Below are 20207 nucleotides of genomic sequence, written 5' to 3'. Positions count from 1 at the left end.
TTTTCTGTTGTGTCGATGTCAGTGGGAGGGCGTGGTCAGCGCGCGGGCCTTGTCGAGCCAGCTGCGCGTCTGCCGGGCCAGATCGGCGGCCGCCGCCCGTTCACCGCGTCCCTGGCCTTGCGCGCCGTCCGCTCCATCCACGCCATCCACGTCGTTGACCAGCTGGCGCTCGGTGATCTGCACGAGCTGCTGCACCAGCGCGCCCATGCCTTCCTGATGCGCCAGATATTCGGCAATGCCGGCACGCGCGAGCGGGTGGTCCAGCGAGATCGCGGCCAGCGAGCGCAGCTGCGCGCCGTCCTTGAGCGGCAGGCGCGCCGCGATGTCCTGCACCACCGTCCGGCCCGATGAGGGCGTGACCTTGCGCAGATACGGGTCGGCGAAGAACCACGAATCGGCGGGCTGCTTCGCGTCGATCGCACGGATCGCGCCGGTCTGCATGTCGTACTTGCGGCCGTAGTAGTTCTCCAGATCGCTGGCCAGCCGCTCGGGCGGCAGATGCAGCGTGCCCGGCACCTGCCACAGCTGCGCGCCCAGTCCGTCCGTGCCCATGCCGATGGTCAGCAGCAGTCGCTCGTCGCCGAGCAGCTTCACCTCGCTGAACGTGCCGCGCGCGAACGGCATCGAGATCAGATTGCCGTTGCGGCTGTCGACCACCTTGATCCACGGCGCAAGCGACTCGGTCATGGTGTCCTGCAGAAAGATGCGGCGCCCGTCGGCGGAGAACTCGGCCCATTGCTGGCCCAGCGCCACGGGGACCACCTGCCCATACGCCTGCCCGGTCTGCGTGTCCCACAGACGCAGCCGCCGCGCATCCTCGGAGGCCAGCAGCGTGCTGCCGTCCGGGCTGAAGCGCAACAGCGGTGTCACCGTACTCGCGAATTCAAACAGCTTGGTGCCGCTCGCCACCTGCCAGACCGTGACCTTGCCGCCCTTGTCCGCCACGGCCATGAGGCGGCCATCGGGACTGAAGCGCGGCACCGTCAGCGCCTCCTTGCCTGCGAGCACGGGCTTGCGACTGGCGACGTCAAGCACGCTCCAATCGGCGTCGCCGGCCTGCAGCATGTACTTGAACGAGGGTTCGAGCGCGTAGCGCGGCAGCTCGCCGTCTGCCTCGTTCCAGTCGACGATCTGCTTGCCGTCCGAGATCTGCCAGACGCCCATGCGGCTCGCGCCGGTGCGTGCTGCCACCCGCTGGCCGTCGGCGCTGAACTGCACGCTCGAGAGCACCCGCAGCGCCACGCCCGTGGGCTTGCCCGATGAGGCGTCGTAGAAGCGCAGCTGGTTGCTGGCGGACAGCGTCGCGAGCTTGCCGCCCTTGGGCGCGTAGAGCTCGGTGATCGCCACGTCCTCGCGCAGAAAGTTGTCCTCCACCGCGCCGCTGGCCTGCGTGCGGCGCGCGACGAGGTTGCTGTCCTTGCGCAGGATGAACAGGTGCTCGCCGCCCGCATCCGCCACCACGCGGCGCGTGTCCGCATGCAGCGGCACGGCGCTCACCAGCTGCGGCGTGGGCGTGAGCTGCTGCAGAAACGCCCGCTTGTTGCGCGACACCAGCGCGTGCGCCGCATCGGGCGAAAGCCCGGGCGTCGCACCCGAGCGGTCGGGCAGCACGGTCTGCAGCGACTCGGGCACGGACTGCGAGGCGACGCGCTCGCCGTTCGGCAGGCGATACACATCGGCCTCGCTGTCCGCGAGCGCCAGAATCGTCTGGCCGCCGGGGTTGAAGCCCACCCAGTCGTAGATCCGCCCATCGGTGGCGATGGGCCGCACGTCGCCACCATCCCAGACCTGCAACTGCGCGCCGCGCCAGAACACCAGCTTGCGACCACCGGGCGCAAAGGCCACGGGCGGCGGCGAGCCTTCGAGCTTGACCGTCACCGCATCGCCGACATCCTCGCCCGTCTGCAGCGGCGCGATCAGGCATTCGGTGGTCTTGTCGTCGCGCTCGGCGCAGAGCGTGGCGAGCGTCGAATCCGCCGCGAACCGCGTGACCGCCATCCGCGCCTGTCCGGCCGCAAGCCGTCTGGATTCACGCCCCGCCGCCGCCACGGTCGGCACCAGCAACAGATCGCCCTTGCCGCGCAGGTGGCGCAAACCGAGCCAATGGCCGTCGGGGCTCACCTCGAGCAGCGCGATTTCTTCCTTCGCCGGATTGGCGTACAGCACCTCCTGCTTCCGGGTCTCGAGGTCGTAGCGCAGCACGCGGTATGCATCGTCGGAAAAGTAGATCCGGTTCTGCGCATCGAAGCGCGGCCTGCCGATGCCCTGCACCATCCTGGGCTGATAGATGTCGGCCACCTGCGCGCGCGTGCGGACGTCAAAGACCTGGATGTGCGAGCCCTCCGCGCCCGCCCGCGCGCGGCCCGCCACATAGCGGCCATCGGGACTGAACAGCAGATCGCCGATCAGCAGATTGGGCAGCGGCGTGAGGTCTTCCCGGGTCGCCAGCATCGACTCGGCGAACGCCGTGGCGTTGGCGTTGCCCTCGCGCACCGAGGCCGCGATGTAGGCCGCCGGGTCGCCATATTCGTTCTGCGCGATCTTGTTGAGGCCCGAGGTATAGAGCGTGAATGCGAAGTTCTGCTGCGCGCGCGTCTTCTGCTGCCACGCGAGCGCTCCGGCGATCACCGCCGCGATCGCCAGACCGCCCATGCCCGCGGCGACGCCCATCACGATGCGGCTCCTGCGGCGCATGCGCTCGAGCTGGTAGGCCTGATCGCGCCGGGTCAGGTCGGCCAGCGGAACGCCGAGAATCGTGGAGATGATCTTGAGCCGCGCAAGATTCAACCGTCCCTCGTATTCCACGACGCGCTGCCTGATCTCACTGGGAGGCACTTTCTGCGCGTGCAGGTGCTGGCGATAGGCCTCGGACGAGGTGAAACCCTCCTCGCTCGAATGCGGCAGTCGCACGTCGGCAGCCAGCGCTTCCTCCGCCTGCGCCTCGATGATCCGCCCCTGCCCGTCCACCGCATGGCGCAGCACGGCGGGAAAGCACTGGTCGTCGCTTTGCGCATCGACCGCACCGCCGTACGCGGGCTCGCCCCGCAGAATCATCGCGATGACGCGATCGCCGCGCCCCAGACGCTTGAAGTGCCGCAGCTCCTCCTGCACATAGACCGAACGCGCCGAGCGCGGCGAGGCGAGGAACACCAGAAAGTCCGAATGGTCGAGCGCGTCCTTGAGCGAGGCGCTCAGATCGGCGTTGGCCGACAGTTCCTTCTCGTCCTGAAACACCGGAAAGATCTGCGCGGGAATCGGCTGCCCGTGGGTGTTGGTCTTGCCGATCAGCTCGGCGGGAATCTGGTAGGTCTCGAGGCTGTGGTGCAGCCAGTCCGCCCATTTGCGGCCCTGCTCGCGGTTGTCCGAATGGCTGTAGCTGATGAACGCCCGATATCGCTTTTCCTGCGCTGTCGTCGCCGACGCCTGTGCGGCGCCGCAGCCGGAATCTGCTGGGTGTTCTTGGTCGGTCATGTACGCGGTTCCCTCCTGCCTGAATCACCACGCACGCCGCTTCGCGCGGCATCGTGGCAGCCGGGGTGTACCACTGCGCGGGCCGGCCCCGGTATCCAAATGGTGCGCCTGCGCTCACGCGCTCTGGAGGCGGTGGATCACCGGAAAGCGGTGCTTCGGCCCGCGCTATCAACATTCACAAGCCCATTCAAGCATGCATGGCGCCGCGCAGCGGCCGTGATGCGGTGTGGCAAATGGTTGCAGTCCAAAACGACTGCATACCGCTTGACCGCCGTTTGAGTCAGGAATGAATGGGGATTTTTGTGATGCTGGCAAGCGGCGCCTGCGCGCGTTCTTGCCTGCGTGCTCGCCTACCGGACGGGCAGAAACTGCAGGAACGTGCCGCCCACGAATCCCTGCGCATAGCCGATCACCGCACGGCGGTATTTCTCGGTGGTGACGGCGGCCAGCAGATCGAGCCGCGCGATGATCTTGCCGAATTCGCGCTCGTAGCTCAGGTTGCGCTCGCTCGCGTTGAGCTCGTCGGCCAGCAGCAGGGGCTTGCCGTTCTCGCCACGGCGGTTGCCCAGCATCCACACGGCGATCTCGATGTTGCGCGCGGCGTTGTAGATGTGCTGCGCATCCTGGCCGTCGATCAGATAGAACTCCGTCTTGCCGCCGTGCGCGGTGATCAGCATGTCCGACGTGCCGTAGATGAACGCCGCCACGCGGTCGCCGGTGAAGCCGTGCGACAGCGCCAGATCCATGGCCTCGATGTCGCGCTTGCCCTTGAGCGGCGCCCAGCCCTTGGCCTGCGCCGCACTGTTGGCCGTCTTCTCGGGCTCGCGGCGATCGGTGCTGCTCTCGGGGTTTGATGGGCTGTCGCCGCTGTCCGGGCTGCCCGCCGCCTCGATGGCCGCCTTGAGCACCTGCATCGCCTCGTCCCGGCTCGCGAATCCGCCCTTGCGCCACTCCGCCGGGTTGCGCTTGTAGAGCTTGTCTGCCAGCCGCATCAGCGCATTGAGGTTCTCGCGCATGCCGACATTGGCCACCCGGTTCATGTCGGACTGCAGCCACTCGCCAATCGACGCGTCGGAGCCCTTGACCTCGCCACGGTTGGTGGGTGCGGAATTGCACGCCGACAGCGCGAGCGCTGCGGCGATGCAGCTCAGGGAAACGGTGATTGGACGCATGCAACTCCTCATGGCGCTGCATTCTCCAAGACAAACGAGAAATCTCTCTACTGACTTGCGCCAATAGCCGTCACTTTTTTGCAAACGAACGTGTCAATGCCGCCGGTCAATATCCACTGACATGCGGCACGCGACACACGACTTGCCTCAATCCAGACGGATGTTCCGTTCCTTGATCAGCTTGCCCCAGCGGTCGAGTTCCTTGTTCAGGTGCGTGCCCAGTTCCTGGGGCGTCGTGCCGATGGGCTCGGCGCCCACGGACTCGAGCTTCTTGAGGGTTTCGGGGTCCTTCATGCCGTCGTTGAGCACCTTGTTGAGCTTGGCGATCACGTCAGCGGGCGTGCCTGCGGGTGCGAACACGGCGAACCAGGGCGAGACCTCGTAGCCGGGCACGCCGGCTTCGGCAATCGTCGGCACGTCGGACAGCGCGGAGGAGCGTTTGGCCGTGGTCACGCCGAGCGCACGCAGCTTGCCGGACTGGATGTGCGGACGCGCCGAGGTGATGCTGTCGAACATGAGATCGACCTGGCCGCCGAGCATGTCGGTGATGGCCGGGCCGCTGCCCTTGTAGGGCACGTGCAGGATGTTGATGCCCGCCATCGACGCGAACACCTCGCCCGCGAGGTGGATCGACGTGCCGTTGCCCGCCGATGCGTAGGTGAGCTTGCCCGGGTCCTTCTTGGCGTGGGCGATCACTTCCTTCACCGACTTGTCGGGGTTCTTCGAGGCGTTCACCACCAGCACGTTGGGCACCACGGCCAGCAGGCTGATCGGTGCGAAATCCTTCACCGGGTCGTAGCTCAGCTTGGCGTACAGCGCCTTGTTGGTGGCCATGCCGATGGAGGTGATCATGATGGTGTAGCCGTCCGCCGGCTGCTTGGCGACATAGTCCGCGCCGATGTTGCCACCGGCACCGGGACGGTTCTCCACCACCACGGCCTGGCCGAGCACGCGTGCGGCCTTGTCGCCGAGCGTGCGCGCGATCACGTCCATTGCGCCGCCCGGCGGGAAAGGCACGATCCACTTGATGGGCTTGCTCGGCCAGTTGGCTTCGGGCTGCTGCGCGTTCGCAGCGACCGGCAAGGCACCTGCGAAGGCGACGGCGCTGGTGAAGAGCACGAGAGAGCGGCGGGTCAGTTGGTTCATTTCGGTTGTCTCTTTGAAATCAGTTGATGAGGTCTTGCTCGGGTCTTGCTCGGGAATGCCGAGACATCAGTACGCTGCGCGCCCCATGTCCACATGCACGGCATGCAGGCCTTCGCGCGCGCGGTCGAAGCGTTCGAGGCGTTCGGGCACGACCTCCACGCCGAAGCCCGGGCCGTCGGGCAGCACCAGTTCGAAGTCGCGCAGTTCCATGCGCTGCTCGACGATGTCATCCACCAGCAACTGCGGGCCGAACAGCTCGCAGTTGTGGTGCGCGCCAGGCAGGGTCGCGAAGACGTGCGCCGACGCCGCGCTGCCGATGGAGGTCTCCAGCATCGTGCCGCCGTACCAACCAATGTCGGCCGCCTGCGCGATGGCGGCCACGGCGCGGGTGCGGATCAGGCCACCATGCTTGGCGACCTTGAGCGAGAACACATGGCAGGCCTTGTTCCTCGCCAGCCGCATCGCGTCCTGCGGCGAGCACACGGTCTCGTCGGCCATCACCAGCGCGGTGTGCGGCAGCGTGGCGGTGAGCGCGGCGAGCGCCTCCTCGTTCCACTGCGCGACGGGCTGCTCGAACAGCGTGACGCCCGCGTCGATCAGCTCGGGCACGTAGCGGCGCGCGGTGTTGCCGTCCCAGGCCTGGTTGATGTCCACGGTCATGCTCGCGCGGCCTTCCAGTGCACGCGAGATGCGCGCGACGTGGGCCACGTCGCCTTCCGGTGCGCGCGCGCCGATCTTGAGCTTGAAGATGCGGTGGCGACGGATCTCGAGCATGCGCTCGGCTTCCTCGATGTCCTTGGCGGAATCGCCGCTGGCCAGCGTCCACGCGAGCGGCAGGCTCTCGTGCACCTTGCCGCCGAGCAGCTGGTATGCGGGCCGGTTCATCGAACGGGCCACGGCGTCGATGGCCGCCATTTCCACGGCGCTCTTGGCAAAGCGGTTGCCCTTGCAGACCGCGTCCATCTTCTGGATGAGCGCTTCGAATCGGCCCGCGTCCACGCCCTTCAGCGCAGGCGCGAGGTAGCCGTTGATCGCGAGAAGAATGCTTTCCGGCGACTCTTCGTTCCACGAGGGGCCGCCAATCGTCGCCGCTTCGCCGAAGCCGCAGGCGCCGTCGCTCAGCCACAGCTGCACGATCACCGGACTCTGGCGGTTGATGGAGCCGAACGAGAACTTGTGCGGGCGGATCGTGGGGATGTCGAGAATGCGCGCCTCGATGCGATCGATGCGATCGATGCGCAGCAGGGGAGCGGTCGGAATGGCGGATGCGGTCATGGTCGTCAGCGCTCGGGCTGGAAGAGGTCAATTGACGCGAAAGTTATCCCCAACCATGCATTGAATCCAATGGTATATATTGCACAAATCGTTCGATAGCTTCGAACGAATCGCCATTCAAGGGTTAACCCCAATCCCCCAAGGAGCGCCAGTTTCCATGGAATTGCGCCAGATCCGCTACTTCCTGAGCGTCGCCGAAACCGAGCACCTCACCCAATCGGCCGAGGCGCTGTTCATCACCCAGTCCACGCTGTCACACGGCCTGCGCCAGCTCGAGAGCGAACTCGGCATGCCGCTGTTCGACCGCATCGGTCGCGGCCTGAAGCTCTCGCAGGCGGGCGTCGCCTTTCGCAGCCATGCGCAGCGCGCGCTGCAGGAACTCGACGCCGGCCGCATGGCGCTCGCCGACATGGCGGGCCTGCAATCGGGCACGCTCACCGTGGGCGTGATTCCCACGTTTCTCACGCATTTCCTCCCCGACGTGGTGGCCGCCTTCAGCGCGCAATATCCGGGCGTGCAGGTGATGGTGCGCGACCTGCGCAGCGGACAGATCGAGGAGCAGCTCATCGCCGGTCGGCTCGATCTCGGCATCGCCTTCCACCCCGCCAGCCGCGAAGAGATCGAGGCCGAGCCGCTGTTCGACGAACGCATGCATCTGGTGGTGCATGAGAGCCATCCGCTGGCGAAACGCCGCACGCTGCGCATGCGCGAGCTGGCCGATGTGCCGCTCGCGCTGCTGCCGGTGAGCTTTGCGACGCGGCGGCTGACGGACACCGCTTTCGCCGAGGCCCGCATCAGGCCGCAGGTGCGGGTGGAGATGGAATCCGTCGACGCCCTGCTGCTCGCCTGCCGCAGAGCCCCTCAGCTCGCAACGATCGCGGCGGAGCATGCGGCCACGCACGCGGGAGCCGACATGCGCGCCATCCTGCTCACGGAGCCGCGAACCGTGCGCCGCGCGGGCGTGCTCTGGCGACGGGATGCGTCACGCAGCGCGGCGGCGCGGGAATTCGCGGCGCTGCTGCAGCCCGCGGTGAAGCAGGTCCAGAAAACGGCCACATCCGACCACTGATTCCGCGAACCAAGTGCTGGCCCGCATCCACGATCCACGCCCAGAGGCTGTGCATGGAACCGTCGAAGCGGATTTCGCTTCTCGGCGCGCGGCTGGAACCGTTCGCAACGCTCGTCATGCACGTGTCTTCGCGACCTTTGATGGATATTCGACCGGGCAACTGTCGCACCGCACGGCATTGCTCTCTTTCACTTCGCCGCGCTCTTGTCTCCAGGACAGGGCATCCCCGCCTTCGCCCACGCATCCAGCTTCTGCAGAAACTGCTCGTGCGTGATGCTTGGCGTCGAGCGTCCATTGCCCGGGTTCCATGCCCAGAGCACCAGCGGGTCGATGCGCATGTGCTCGATGACCTGCTCGGGCGTCTTGCGGCCGCCGTTGCGTTCGGGGTCCTTGATCTGGTTGCAGATCTGCGCGCGGGTCTTGCTTTGCCAGGACATGCTCAGCGGCGCGAGGTGCCAGTGCGCCGCGCCGGGCACGCGACCGTCGGCGCTGTTCTGGCCCTGATGGCAGGCCGCGCATTGCATGGTGGCTGCACCGGTGCCGTGCGCGCCGCGTATCACCTGCTGCAGATGCGGGATGGAGGCATCCGTCTGCGCGGGGCGTTGGTCCTGGTGGCAGTTGAGGCAGCGTGGATGCGTGAGCACGCTGGCGACGGGGTCGAACAGCTTTTCCGCCGACGGCCCTGCGGGCGCTGCGGCATTGCCGCCCGCCGCGAAGGCGGGTGATGCGGCGCACAGCAGCGCGGCAACCACCACCGCGTTGATGCGCCGGATGAGCGCTGGAACTCCGGGAGCGTTTGGCTTCTTGAACATGGCGTGCGCTCCTCAGGCAATCGTGAAATGGCGCGACAGCGGCAGCTCGCGCACGGGCTGTCCGGTGGCCACGAGAATGGCGTTGGCGAGTGCCGGTGCCACGCAGGGCACGCCGGGTTCGCCCGCGCCGCCGGGCTTCTCGCCGCTCTTGATCACCTGCACTTCCATCGGCGGGCACTGGTGCATGCGCAGCACGGGGTAGTCGTCGAAATTGGACTGGCGCACCTGCCCTTTCTCGAGCGTCACCTCGCCCATCAGAGCCGACGACAGGCCGAAGACGATGCTTGACTCCATCTGCGCGACCACGAGGTCGGGGTTGATCGCGACGCCGCAGTCTATGGCGCAGTAGACCTTGTGGACGGCAAGCCGCCGGTCGGCCCCGACACTGGCCTCGATCACGTTTGCGACGTAGCTGCCGTAGGACTCATGAACCGCGATGCCGCGACTCACGCCGGGCTTGGGTGGCGTGTCCCAGCGCGCCATGCGGGCGACCGCATCGAGCACCGCGAGGTGGCGCGGCTTGTCCTTGAGCAGCGCGCGACGCATCTGATATGGGTCCTGCTTCGTGGCCTGCGCGATCTCGTCGAGAAAGTGCTCCACCGCGAACGCATTGAACGAGTGCCCCACCGAACGCATCCACAGCACCGGCACCTGAAAGCGCGGCGTGTGCAGATCGACGCGCACGTTGGGCACGGCGTAGGGGAAATCCTCCGCGCCCTCCACCGAGAGCGCATCCACGCCGTTCTTGACGATGAAGGGCTCCATCACCGAATCGGTCGCGATGGACTGCGCTGCAATGCGGTCACTCCACCCGATGATGCGGCCGCTTGCGTCGAGCGCCGCACTCACGCGGTGGTAGGCGCTCGGGCGGTAGTAGCCGCCGCGGATGTCCTGATCGCGCGTCCAGATCATCTTGACGGGCTGCTTCACCGCCTTGGCGATGTTGGCCGCCGCGATCGCCACGTCAAACCCGAGCGTCGAACGCCGCCCGAAGCCGCCGCCGGTGAGCGTGGTGTGCAGCTTCACGTTCGCGGGCGCAATGCCGAGCACGCGCGCGATGGCGTTCTGGTCGCCCTCGGGCCATTGCGTGCTCATCCAGACTTCGGCGCCATCCCCGCCGCGCCAGTCGATGACGGCGTTGAGCGGCTCCATCGGCGCATGCGTGAGATACGGGAACCAGTAGTCCGCCGTGAGGCTGCGCGCCGCGCCCTTGAGCGCTGCGTCCACATCGCCGTCCTGCCGCGCCACCGTGCCGCCGAGGTTCATGAGCGACGCGTACATCGCGCGCTGATCGCGGCTGTCCACGCGCTCGCCGAGCGTCGCGTCGTACTGCGGCTGCAGCGCCTGGCGCGCCTGCGATGCGGACCAATAGTCCTTCGCGACCACGGCCACGCCCTCGGGCACGTCGTACACGCCCACCACGTTGGGCAATGCCAGCGCGGCCGCCTTGTCGCAGCGCGCCACCTTGCCGCCGAAATACGGCGGGCGCGCGAGCAGCGCGGTGAGCATGCCGGGCACCTGCATGTCGATGCCGAACAGCCCCGAGCCATCCACCTTGGCGCGCGCATCGAGGCGGCGTGGCGACTGGCCGATGATCTTGAAATCCTTCGCGTCCTTCAGTTGCGGATTCGCGGGCACGGCAATGCCCGCCGCGTCGCTGGCCAGCTCGCCATAGGTCGCGCTGCGCTTGCTCGCGGCATGCAGCACGCGACCCTTTTCCGTGCGCAGCGTGGACGCGTCCACGCCCCACTTCCTGGCCGCCGCCGCAATCAGCACCTCGCGCACGGCCGCGCCCGCCTTGCGTTGCGGCTCGTACTGCGCGATGGTGGTGAGGCTGCCGCCCGTGAGCTGCTGGTGCATGATCGGGTGCTGGTAGGCCTTGTCGGTGGGCGCCTGTTCCCAACGCACGCGGCTCCAGTCGGCATCCATCTCCTCGGCCACGAGCATCGGCAGCACGGTGGCCACGCCCTGCCCCATCTCGGTGTGGCCGACGATCACGGTCACCACATCATCGGGCGTGATGCGCACAAAGGCATTGGGCTGGAAGGCGGGACTGGCGCCTGCGGTGGTCTGCGCCTCGGCCTCGTTGCCGAGAGTCGGCAGATAAAAGCCCGCGAGCAGACCGCCACCGGCGAGCGCCGAGAGGCGCAGAAAGTCGCGGCGAGCTTCGGAAGATGGCGCGGCGCGTGTGGTCTGCTCAGCTTGCGCGGCCAGCGCGTTGACGAGTATGCGTTTCATGCTGCGCTCCCTGCGCCATTCGCGATGCGGTGGATCGCCGCCCGGATGCGCGGGTACATGCCGCAGCGGCAGATATTGCCCGACAGTGCCTCGTCGATGTCCTTGTCCGTGGGCTTGGGAATCGCGGTGAGCAGCGCTACCGCCGCCATCACCTGGCCGGACTGGCAATAGCCGCACTGCGGCACGTTGAGCTCGGTCCACGCGGCCTGCACCTTGCGGCCGATCTCGGTGCCGCCAATGGCCTCGATGGTGACCACCTCGCGCGTGCCGACCGCCTGCGCCGGCATCACGCAGGAGCGCACCGGCTGGCCATCCACATGCACCGTGCAGGCGCCGCACAGCGCCGCGCCGCAGCCGAACTTGGAGCCGGTCAGGCCGCAGTCCTCGCGCAGCGCCCAGAGCAGGGGACGACCCTGAGCGACCTCCACATCCCGTGTCTGGCCGTTGACCTTCATCTTTGCTGTCATGGGGCGATCCTTTGTTTTTCGATGTCCTCTGCGCGTCGCACGCATGGATCGTCCCAGTGTATGAATTTATTTACTCAATAGTTGACAGCTATTTTTAACGAAGCTGTCGGTTTGTTTGAACAATGCTTGCGGCGCTCATGCCGCCTCGAGGTACGGCGCCAGCAGCTCGGCCAGCCAGTCAGCCACGGCCTGCACCCGCGCGGGGCGGTGCTTGCGGTGCGGGTAGACGAGATGCACCGGCAGCGCGGGCGCGCGATGGGAGGCCAGCACCTCGACCAACGCGCCCTGCGCCAGAAAATCCACCACGCTGTAGCGCGGCACCTGGATCAGCCCCGAGCCCGCGAGGCAGGCGCCGGTATAGGTGTCGGTGCTGTTGACCAGCAGGCGATGGCGCATCGGCACACTCTGCAGCACGCCCTCTTGATCCACATGGTCGAACGACGCGGAATGCGCCTTGCCCGGCGGCGCGTAGCCCACGATCCAGTGCTGCGCGAGATCCGCCAGCGCATGCGGCTCGCCATGCTCCGCGATGTAGCTGGGGCTCACGCAGTTGACGAGATCGAACAGGCCGAGGGCGCGCGCCACGAGGCCGTTGTTGGCCAGCGCGCCCACGCGGATCACGCAATCGACGCCCTCCTGGATGAGATCGGCCATGCCGTCACCCGAGCGCACGCACAGCTGCACGCCCGGAAGCCGCCGCAGCAGCCCCGACGCGGCGGGAATCACGAGCTGGTTGGCCATGCGGTGCGGCACCTCGATGGTGACCGGCCCGCTCAGTTGCTCGGGCGTCTGGCGAAAGAGATTGTTCAGCGTGTCCGCGTCAGCCAGCAGCTGCCGCGCACGCTCCAGCAGCAACTGCCCATCGGGCGTGAGCTGCATCTGGCGCGTGGTGCGATACAGCAGCCGCACGCCCAGATCCTGCTCAAGCTGCGACACCGCCATCGACAGCGCCGCGCGCGAGACCCCGGTGACCTGTGCAGCCTGAGAAAAACTTCCGTGCTGCGCCACCTGAACAAAGCTGCGCAGCGGACCGAGCCTGTCCATGTCTCACTCCCGCAACCCGGACACGGGCGCCGCAGACAATGCTACTGGAACGCGCGACGCAGCCCGCGCTTCGTCATCGCAAGCCCCGCCAACCCCATCGACAGCAGCACCAAAGCCCATTGGCTGAGCGTGGGAACCGGCGTAGCGGTGGGCGTCACCATGGCTACAGGCGCCACCGTGATGGTCACGGCCAGCGTGGTTGTCGTCAGCGTGGGACCTGCCTTGGCCAGGGTCTGTCGACGCTGGAACGGCGCCACGGTGCTGTCGGCGATCTCCATGGTGAAGGCCGCGGTGCCGGAAGCCGTCGGCGTGCCGCTGATCAGAATGGCAAGACCATCGGCGGACAGCACCGCCGTCAGCCCGTCGGGCAGGCTGCCCGAGGTGATGCGGAATTGGTAGGGCGCCGTGCCGCCGCTCGGTTGAATGACAGCGTTGTAGCTTTCGCCGACTGTGGCATTCGGCAATGCGGACGCGCCGGCGGGCAGCGCCACGCTGGCAATCGGCGTCACCGGCTGCGGGCTGCCGGCCGATGGGCTCGGGCCCACGTCATTGATGGCGACCACGGTAAAGGTATAGGCCTTGCCATTGGAAAGCCCCGAGACTACACAACTGGTCTCTGTGGCCGCCGCGCTGCATTGCTGGCCGTCGGGCGATGCGGTGACCGTATAGCCCGTGATGCCCGCTGCGGCTTCGTCACCAGTGGGCGCATCCCACGAAACGATCACCTGCGCATCGCCGGACTGCGTGGTGATGTTCTTCGGCGCAGCTGGCGCCGAAACCGGTGCGCTGGGCCCAATCCTGCGTACCAGCTTGTTGTCGGAATCGGTGATGAACAGATGTCCCTTGGCATCAATGGCAATGCCGGAAACGGTGGAGAGCCCCGTCTCCAGAGCAGGTCCGTCCTCGCCACCCAGAACCCAGCTACCCGTTCCTCCAACCAGTGAGAACGTCGGCTCCGCTCCGGTGGTCAGCCGCACTACGCGCCCTAGCGCGCCATCGGCAATGTAGAGATTGTCCGACGCATCAAACACCATGCCAAACGCCGAGCCCATGCGCACACTCGAAAGATCCGTGCCGTAGTAGTCATCGTCTCCTTGAGGGTTACCCAAAATCGTACGGATCGTCTTGGTGGCGGCATCTACCTTGTACACGCGCCCGTTATGGCCATCCCCCACGTACAGATTGTCATTGCTGTCGAAGGCGATAGAGTCAGGTCGAAATTGGAAGTCGATCGCGGAATTGCCCTCGAACATCTCTTCGTAGAAAGGGTAGGTGTTCCCGGCCACACGATCGATGATCTGGGTGCTGGCATCCACCTTGCGGACATGGTAATGCCCATAGTCTGCAATGTACAAATTGCCTTGGCTATCAAAAGCAACGCCCGTCGGCGAACTCAGCAGCGCTTGCGTCGCAGGCTTCCCGTCGTTATGAGCTCCTCCAGTGTCCGCGGTACCAGCCACCGTGGTGATCAGGCCAGTGACAGCGTCCACCTTGCGAATGCGATTGTTGCCATAGTCGGCGATGAAGACGTTGCCGCTGGCATCAACAGCCATTCCGATCGGCCCATTCAGTTCAGCTTGGTTGGCCGGGCCACCGTCACCACCAAAACCCCAAACGTCATACGTGCCCGCGAACAAAGTGACGACGCCGTCCACCGAGCGTTTGCAAACCACGCTATTGAGCGTGGACACATACATATTGCCGGCCTTGTCTATCGCAATCCCTCGCGGGAAATCCATCTGCTTGTCTGCGCAACCTTGGGGGCCCATCACCGTGGTGATGTCCTCTGCTTTCACCGGTGCCGCCGCCATTGCAACCAACAGCGCGCCCGCCATCAGCAGCTTGTCAACCCATGTCTTGCGCGGCGCTGTCTGCGCACCACTAGCGGTACCTATACCGCAGGACGATCCGTGAATCGCCTCAATCGCTTGCCTCGCCTCTCTCATTGGATGCTCCGACTGCTGTGTTTGTATGCATCGGAGTCTATCGACAAGACGAATTTAATCAATTGAAATTTGTTGCTTAATAGGCAAAATTAATACACCAATCAAGCCTCGTAACACCGCGCCTGCAAAAGCCCGCAGGCTCCCGCTTTGCACAGTTGGGGTGAAGCGTCTTCGGCTCAGGCTTTCACGGGTACCGCGACACCCTGCGCCGAGGCGGGCAGTCCGAAGATCCGGTCAAACGTCCAGTTGAACGCGTAGGTGTAGACCAGAAAGAACACCAGCAGTCCCGCCTCCATCACCGTGGCTTCCCACAGGCTCACACCGAACCACCAGGCCATGAGCGGGATGAGGACCAGCGCGAGGCCGCCCTCGAAGCCGACGGCGTGCACCGCGCGGCGCGCGATGGAGCGGCCCTTGACGGGCTGGCTGGCTTCCCATTTCTCGAACAGGGTGTTGAAGGTGACGTTCCAGATGATCGCGATGGTGGACGCGGCGACCGCCATGGCGCTGGAGTGCCCGGCCTGCTGGCCGAGCGCCATGAAAAGGCCGCTGGAGACGATGATGGCAATGGTTTCGTACAGACCGACGTAGATCACGCGGCGCCATGGTCCCTGCAGGCCGATGGCTTGTGTTGTTTGACTCATGCACGCAGTTTATGCGCCCTGAATTGAAGAAAAAAGTCAGAATATTTCAGTTAATCTGATAGATTGAGCCATGACTGTCGCTTCCGCATTCACTTCGGACAATGTGCAGGTGTTCCTCGCCGTACTCGACAAGGGCTCGTTCTCGGCGGCCGCGCGCTCGCTCTCGCGCGTGCCCTCGGCCGTCAGCATGACCATCGGGCTGCTGGAGGCCGAGCTCGACCTGCAGCTCTTTGACCGCCGCACCCGCGAGCCGCGCCCCACGCCCGCCGCGCTGGCGCTGGAGCCGCAGGCGCGGCTGCTCGCACAGCAGCTCGCCCAGCTCAACCGGCAGGCAGAGGCGCTGCAGATGGGCCTCGAGGAGCGCCTCACCTTCGCCATCGCGCCGGAGCTGCTGTCCACCCACTGGGCCGATGCGTTGACCCCGCTGATGGCCGAGTTTCCCGCGCTGGCGGTGGAGGTGCTGGCCGCTCCGCAGACCGACGCGCTCGCGCTGGTGCACGGCGGGCGGGCGCATCTGGCGCTGGTGTTCGAGCGCCCGGCGATCGATGGCCGCGAGGATTTTCAGGAGATGGGACAAGAAACGCTGCTGGCCGTGATGTCGCCGCAGTACCAGCCGTGGAAGGATGCGCAGGCCGAGCTCGGCGAGACGGCCAGTCTCAACGTGTCGCGCCTGGCGCTCGCGCGCCAGATTCTCGTGGCCAGTCGCGATCCGCAGCAGACCGATCTGCGCTTCGTGTTCTCGCGCCAACTCTGGCGCACCGACAGCCACCTGGCCGCTCTCTCGCTCATCGGCGCAGGCCTTGGCTGGGGCTGGCTGCCGAGAAGCCTGGTCGAATCGCACATCCACACCGGCCACCTGATGGAAATCCCGGTGGAAAACCTGAGCAACGGCACTACGCTGTTCGTGGACTGGGTCTGGTCGCGCGAACGCGCACTGGGTCTCGGGGCCCAGCGCTTCATTGCGCTGATGCGCGAGCGCAGACTTCAGCAGTCGACGCCTTTGCGCTGATCGCCCCCGCTCCTCCTTCATTCACCCCCACGCGTTGTCGAACTCCATGCCACCACCCATGCCTCCTCCATCGTCATCACCCACCCACGGCAAGAAGAAGTCCGCCAGCGCCCCCGCCCGCACGCCCGACCAGCCCCGCCATGTCGACAACGCGCTGCTCGCCGACGGTCGGCTGGTGCGGCTCACGATCCGCGATGGCCGATTTGACGCCATCGCGCCCATGGCCGACGCACCCGCCTGCGCCGATGCGCTCGATCTCGGCGGGCTGCTGGTGCTGCCGCTGCTGGTGGACGGCCATCTGCATCTGGACAAGACGTTGCTCGGCCTGCCCTGGATGCCGCATGCCGCTGGCCCCACGCGCGCGAGCCGCATCGAGACCGAACTGGGCCTCATGCCCACGCTGCCACTGTCGACCGCCGAGCGCGCCGGCCACCTGATCCGCGCCTGCGCCGCGCACGGCACCGGCACGCTGCGCACCCATGTGGACGTGGAACCGCAGAACGGCTTGAAGGCGCTGGAAGGCGTGCTCGAAGCACGCGCGGCCCACCGCGACTGGGCGCAGATCCAGATCGTCGCCTTCCCCCAGACCGGCGTGATGCGCGCGCCAGGCACGCTCGAACTGCTGGACGCCGCCATCGCAGCCGGTGCCGATCTGGTCGGCGGCATGGACCCCTGCGAGGTCGACTGCGACCCGGCCGGACAGCTCAACGGCATCTTCGCCATCGCGCACCGGCGCGGCGTGGGCGTCGACGTGCATCTGCACGAGTCCGACGAACTCGGCCTGTTCTCCATCCGCGAAATCTGCAAGCGCGCCAAGGCCCTTGGCATGCAGGGCCACGTGACCATCAGCCACGGCTTCTGCCTCGGCCACGTGAGCGAAAGCAAGGCCCGCGCCACCGCCGACCTCATGGCCGCAGCAGGCGTGAACCTCGTCACCCACGGCGCCGCCTCGCATCCCCTGCCGCCGCTGGCGCTGCTGCGCGAACACGGGGTGACGGTGTTCGCGGGCAACGACAACGTGCGGGACATCTGGTCGCCCTACGGCACGGGCGACGCGCTGGAGCGGGCCTCGCTCATCGGCTGGCGGGCGGATTGGCGCACCGATGCGCAGATGATGGATGCGTTCGATCTGGTGACCGCATCCGCTGCGCGGGGGATGGGGTTGACGTTCTCTCCGGTCGCCGTTGGGGAGGCGGCCAGTTTCTTTGCGGTTCGTGCTGGAGGCGTGGCGGAGGCTTTGGCTGCACGGCCTGTGAGAGAGATTGTTGTTCGGGGTGGGCTTGTTTTGGCGAGGGGTGGGGTTTCGTCTCAATCGCTTGTTTCTGTTTGATTTTTTGTTTTTTTGATGTGGGGCGGAGGCTTGGTTAGGGGCAGATGCCGGGTTAAGGACAGAGGCCGGGACTGCCCCCGGCGGGGCAGTAACTTTTTGGTCTTGCCCAAAAAGTCACCAAAAATGCGTTTTCAATGCCCGCGGCAGAACTCGCTTTGCGCTACGCGCGCCGCTCGGGCAACCGCCGCGAGCTAGATGTTCACTCGGAGGTGTGTTCGGCACGTCGCTGCGCTCGTGCCGGGCATCTCGCGATTTTTGATTTGCTCGCTGGATCGCCCTCGCTGAAAAAGCACAGTGGGCATTTGCGCACCAACCCAACTTCATCGACACCCCGGCACGAGCGAAGCAAAGTGCCGCAAATTCCTCTTGGTTAAACACTAGCTCGCGGCGGTTGCCCGAACGAAGCGACGCAGTCGCGCAGTGAGTTCTGCCGCGTGACCCCGTATTCAAAAGCGCGCTTTTGGTGACTTTTCGCGCGCAAGCGAAAAGTTACTCCGCCGCCGGGCGGAACTCCCGGCCTCCACCCTCAACGAGAAAACAGAAAGAAAAAACCGCCCCGAAATCTGCACTCAAAAGAGAAAAACTCAGAGCCCCAACCTCACCACCCCAACCCCATCAAAAAAGACCTCCACCACATCCCCCACCCCACCCACCAACGCCCCCACCCAATTCCCGGTAGTCACCACCGTCCCCGCAGGCACAGCCGCACCGCCATGCTGCTGCACCACATGCCGCGTCCACTGCGGCAGCAGCCAGGCAGGATCGCCCAGCGAGTGCGTGCCGACAAACTCCCGTTCGGCAGACGCACCCACCCGCACCACGCAGCGCTGCACCGACCAGTCACGTCGCTGATACGGAACCCATTCGCCCAGCACGAGCGCGCCGTGCACGCCCATGTCGGCGAGCTTGAACAACGGCGGGAGGTCGTTCAGCGGTTGGGCCCATCGGCTGTCCACCATTTCGATGGAGGCGGTCATCGCGTCGATGAAATCGTGCGCGGTTTCCGGGGTCATGCTGGCGGCTTGTTCGGCGGTCACGTCCTGGCCGAGGCGCAGGGCGATTTCGCCTTCGATCAGGCGGTGTTGAAAGGGCCAGGCTCCGGCGCTTGCGGGCGAGGTCCATACGCCCGCGTCGGGCAAGGGGGCGTGCGTGAGGAGCGATGTGCGATGCGCGCCGCCGGATTTCCAGTGGCGTGGCAGCGGCGTGGCGAAGAGGCCGAGCGTCCGGGCCACGCCACGTTGCACGGCGTAGGCGTCGGCCTCGCTTTGCAGCGCATCGGGGGCGAAGGCGCTGGCGTCGGCGAGGGTGGCGTTGCGGCGCGCGGTGCACAGGGTCTCGATCATCAAGGCGGCAAGCGAAGCGGTGGAGGAAGAAGCATGTGCGGTCATGCGCGCATTGTGCATGCGTGAGAGCGTCAACACGCTCTGACAACGCGGCCAATACTTGTCTTGTCTCCGCAGGCAAATCGCGCGGTGCGTGCGCCGCGCGCGCATGCGCCGGACAATGAGCGCTCGCAGCGCCCCGTGCACGTGCACGCGCACGGCTGTCGCTGCAACCCATTTCTTGCATTTGCTTTTTTTCCGATTTGAAAGATCCGCTCACCATGTTTGATCGCCGCCGCTTTCTCGCGTCCAGCGCCGCCGTTGCCCTGCCTTCCATGATTCCGGCCCTCGCCCACGCGGAGAAAGCCTGGCCCGGCGCGCGCACGATCCGCGTGGTGATTCCCTACGTCGCTGGCGGCGTGTCCGATTCGGTGGGGCGGCGTCTGCTCGAGCAGGTGGCCAAGGGGCTCGGTCAGTCGATCATCGTGGACAACAAGGGCGGCGCCGGTGGCACCGTGGGCATGACCGAGGTGGCGCGCGCCAAGGGCGATGGCTACACGCTGGCGCTCACGGCCATCAGCCCGGTGACGCTGATGCCGCACCTCATGAAGCTCACCTACCAGCCGGACGACGTGATCGCCGTCGCGCCGATGATGTATTCGCCGATCTACCTGATGGCGACGACCGCCTTCAAGGGCAAGACGCTGGAGGACATGATCGCCGAAGCGAAAGCCAAGCCGGGCAGCATCCGCTGGGCGACTTCGGGCATCGGCTCGGTCGGCCACATCATGCTCGAGCAGGTGCAGGCGAAGACCGGCGCGCAATTCATCCACGTGCCCTACAAAGGCATCGCGCAGACCGTGACTGACGCGGCCAGCGCGCAGTTCGAGATCATGACGGGCAATCCGTTCGGCACCATCAACAGCCTGATCGATCAGAGCAAGCTGCGCCTGCTGGCCGTCACCGGCCCCAAGCGCGCTCCCAATCAGCCCAACGTGGCGACGCTCGCCGAAAAGGGCCTCGCCGAGGCCAACCTGACCTCGATGTTCGGCTTTCTCGCACCGGCCGGAACGCCCGCCGACGTGGTCGCGCGCCTGAACGCGGCCATCGCCAAGGAAATCGCCACGCCCGCGATCCAGGAAGCCATGCACCAGACCGACAACATCCCCATGCAGCAGAGCGCCGCCGATTTCGAGGCGCTGCTGCAAAAGGAAAGCCAGAACAATGCGGCGATCATCAAGAAGGTAGGCATCACGCTTTGA

Annotated in this window: 15 protein-coding genes; 4 read left to right on the top strand and 11 right to left on the bottom strand. The window is 66.2% G+C overall.

The genetic code is table 11. From position 1 onward, the window contains the following. Window positions 1–18 precede the first annotated feature (18 nt). The 4 genes from ISG32_RS13740 to ISG32_RS13725 all read right to left on the bottom strand — a co-directional run bounded on the left by ISG32_RS13740 (window position 19) and on the right by ISG32_RS13725 (window position 7064). Entirely contained in the window at window positions 19–3471 is a 3453-nt protein-coding gene (locus ISG32_RS13740) for a toll/interleukin-1 receptor domain-containing protein (protein ID WP_194771600.1), read from the bottom strand. 350 nt (window positions 3472–3821) lie between these two features. Further along, a complete protein-coding gene (locus ISG32_RS13735; protein ID WP_194771599.1) occupies window positions 3822–4643 on the bottom strand; it encodes a hypothetical protein in 822 nt (273 codons plus the stop codon). Between the two features lie 147 nt (window positions 4644–4790). Beyond that, window positions 4791–5789, bottom strand: a complete 999-nt coding sequence (locus ISG32_RS13730) for a Bug family tripartite tricarboxylate transporter substrate binding protein (protein ID WP_194771598.1) — start codon at window positions 5787–5789, stop codon at window positions 4791–4793. Between the two features lie 66 nt (window positions 5790–5855). After that, complete coding sequence (locus ISG32_RS13725; RefSeq protein ID WP_194771597.1) at window positions 5856–7064, bottom strand: muconate/chloromuconate family cycloisomerase; 1209 nt, start codon at window positions 7062–7064, stop codon at window positions 5856–5858. Window positions 7065–7221: 157 nt separating this feature from the next. On the opposite strand from ISG32_RS13725, the gene cynR reads away from it, so the two are divergent. Next, a complete protein-coding gene (cynR, locus tag ISG32_RS13720; protein ID WP_194771596.1) occupies window positions 7222–8133 on the top strand; it encodes a transcriptional regulator CynR in 912 nt (303 codons plus the stop codon). Between the two features lie 188 nt (window positions 8134–8321). Here cynR and ISG32_RS13715 read toward each other — a convergent pair whose 3' ends face one another. The 6 genes from ISG32_RS13715 to ISG32_RS13690 all read right to left on the bottom strand — a co-directional run bounded on the left by ISG32_RS13715 (window position 8322) and on the right by ISG32_RS13690 (window position 15284). Continuing rightward, window positions 8322–8945 (bottom strand): hypothetical protein, encoded by a 624-nt coding sequence (locus tag ISG32_RS13715; RefSeq protein WP_194771595.1) that lies wholly within the window; start codon window positions 8943–8945, stop codon window positions 8322–8324. A gap of 12 nt (window positions 8946–8957) precedes the next feature. Beyond that, window positions 8958–11183 (bottom strand): xanthine dehydrogenase family protein molybdopterin-binding subunit, encoded by a 2226-nt coding sequence (locus ISG32_RS13710; protein ID WP_194771594.1) that lies wholly within the window; start codon window positions 11181–11183, stop codon window positions 8958–8960. After that, on the bottom strand, window positions 11180–11650 hold the full coding sequence (locus tag ISG32_RS13705; RefSeq protein ID WP_194771593.1) for a (2Fe-2S)-binding protein: 471 nt from the start codon (window positions 11648–11650) through the stop codon (window positions 11180–11182). The genes ISG32_RS13710 and ISG32_RS13705 overlap by 4 nt, the downstream gene beginning before the upstream one ends. A 135-nt stretch (window positions 11651–11785) precedes the next feature. Then, complete coding sequence (locus tag ISG32_RS13700; protein ID WP_194771592.1) at window positions 11786–12694, bottom strand: LysR family transcriptional regulator; 909 nt, start codon at window positions 12692–12694, stop codon at window positions 11786–11788. A gap of 41 nt (window positions 12695–12735) precedes the next feature. After that, window positions 12736–14529: an IPTL-CTERM sorting domain-containing protein gene (locus ISG32_RS13695; RefSeq protein ID WP_194771591.1), complete on the bottom strand. Its 1794-nt coding sequence runs from the start codon at window positions 14527–14529 to the stop codon at window positions 12736–12738. 287 nt (window positions 14530–14816) lie between these two features. Continuing rightward, window positions 14817–15284, bottom strand: coding sequence for a PACE efflux transporter (locus tag ISG32_RS13690; RefSeq protein WP_194771590.1), 468 nt, complete (start codon window positions 15282–15284; stop codon window positions 14817–14819). A 70-nt stretch (window positions 15285–15354) separates the two neighbouring features. Between ISG32_RS13690 and ISG32_RS13685 the strand changes: the two genes are divergently transcribed. Both ISG32_RS13685 and ISG32_RS13680 read left to right on the top strand, forming a co-directional pair. After that, window positions 15355–16293, top strand: coding sequence for a LysR family transcriptional regulator (locus ISG32_RS13685; RefSeq protein ID WP_194771589.1), 939 nt, complete (start codon window positions 15355–15357; stop codon window positions 16291–16293). 46 nt (window positions 16294–16339) lie between these two features. Further along, window positions 16340–17623, top strand: a complete 1284-nt coding sequence (locus ISG32_RS13680; protein WP_194771588.1) for an amidohydrolase — start codon at window positions 16340–16342, stop codon at window positions 17621–17623. 584 nt (window positions 17624–18207) lie between these two features. On the opposite strand, the gene ISG32_RS13675 is transcribed toward ISG32_RS13680, so the two are convergent. After that, window positions 18208–19011 (bottom strand): fumarylacetoacetate hydrolase family protein, encoded by an 804-nt coding sequence (locus tag ISG32_RS13675; RefSeq protein WP_228529811.1) that lies wholly within the window; start codon window positions 19009–19011, stop codon window positions 18208–18210. A 215-nt stretch (window positions 19012–19226) separates the two neighbouring features. On the opposite strand from ISG32_RS13675, the gene ISG32_RS13670 reads away from it, so the two are divergent. Then, window positions 19227–20207 (top strand): Bug family tripartite tricarboxylate transporter substrate binding protein, encoded by a 981-nt coding sequence (locus ISG32_RS13670; protein ID WP_194771587.1) that lies wholly within the window; start codon window positions 19227–19229, stop codon window positions 20205–20207.

Origin of the sequence: Diaphorobacter caeni (assembly GCF_015354245.1) — a bacterium.
Classification (GTDB): Bacteria; Pseudomonadota; Gammaproteobacteria; order Burkholderiales; family Burkholderiaceae_C; genus Diaphorobacter_A; species Diaphorobacter_A caeni.
The sequence above is the reverse complement of the archived record's forward strand: the minus strand, read 5'-3'. Positions and strand labels throughout refer to the sequence as shown.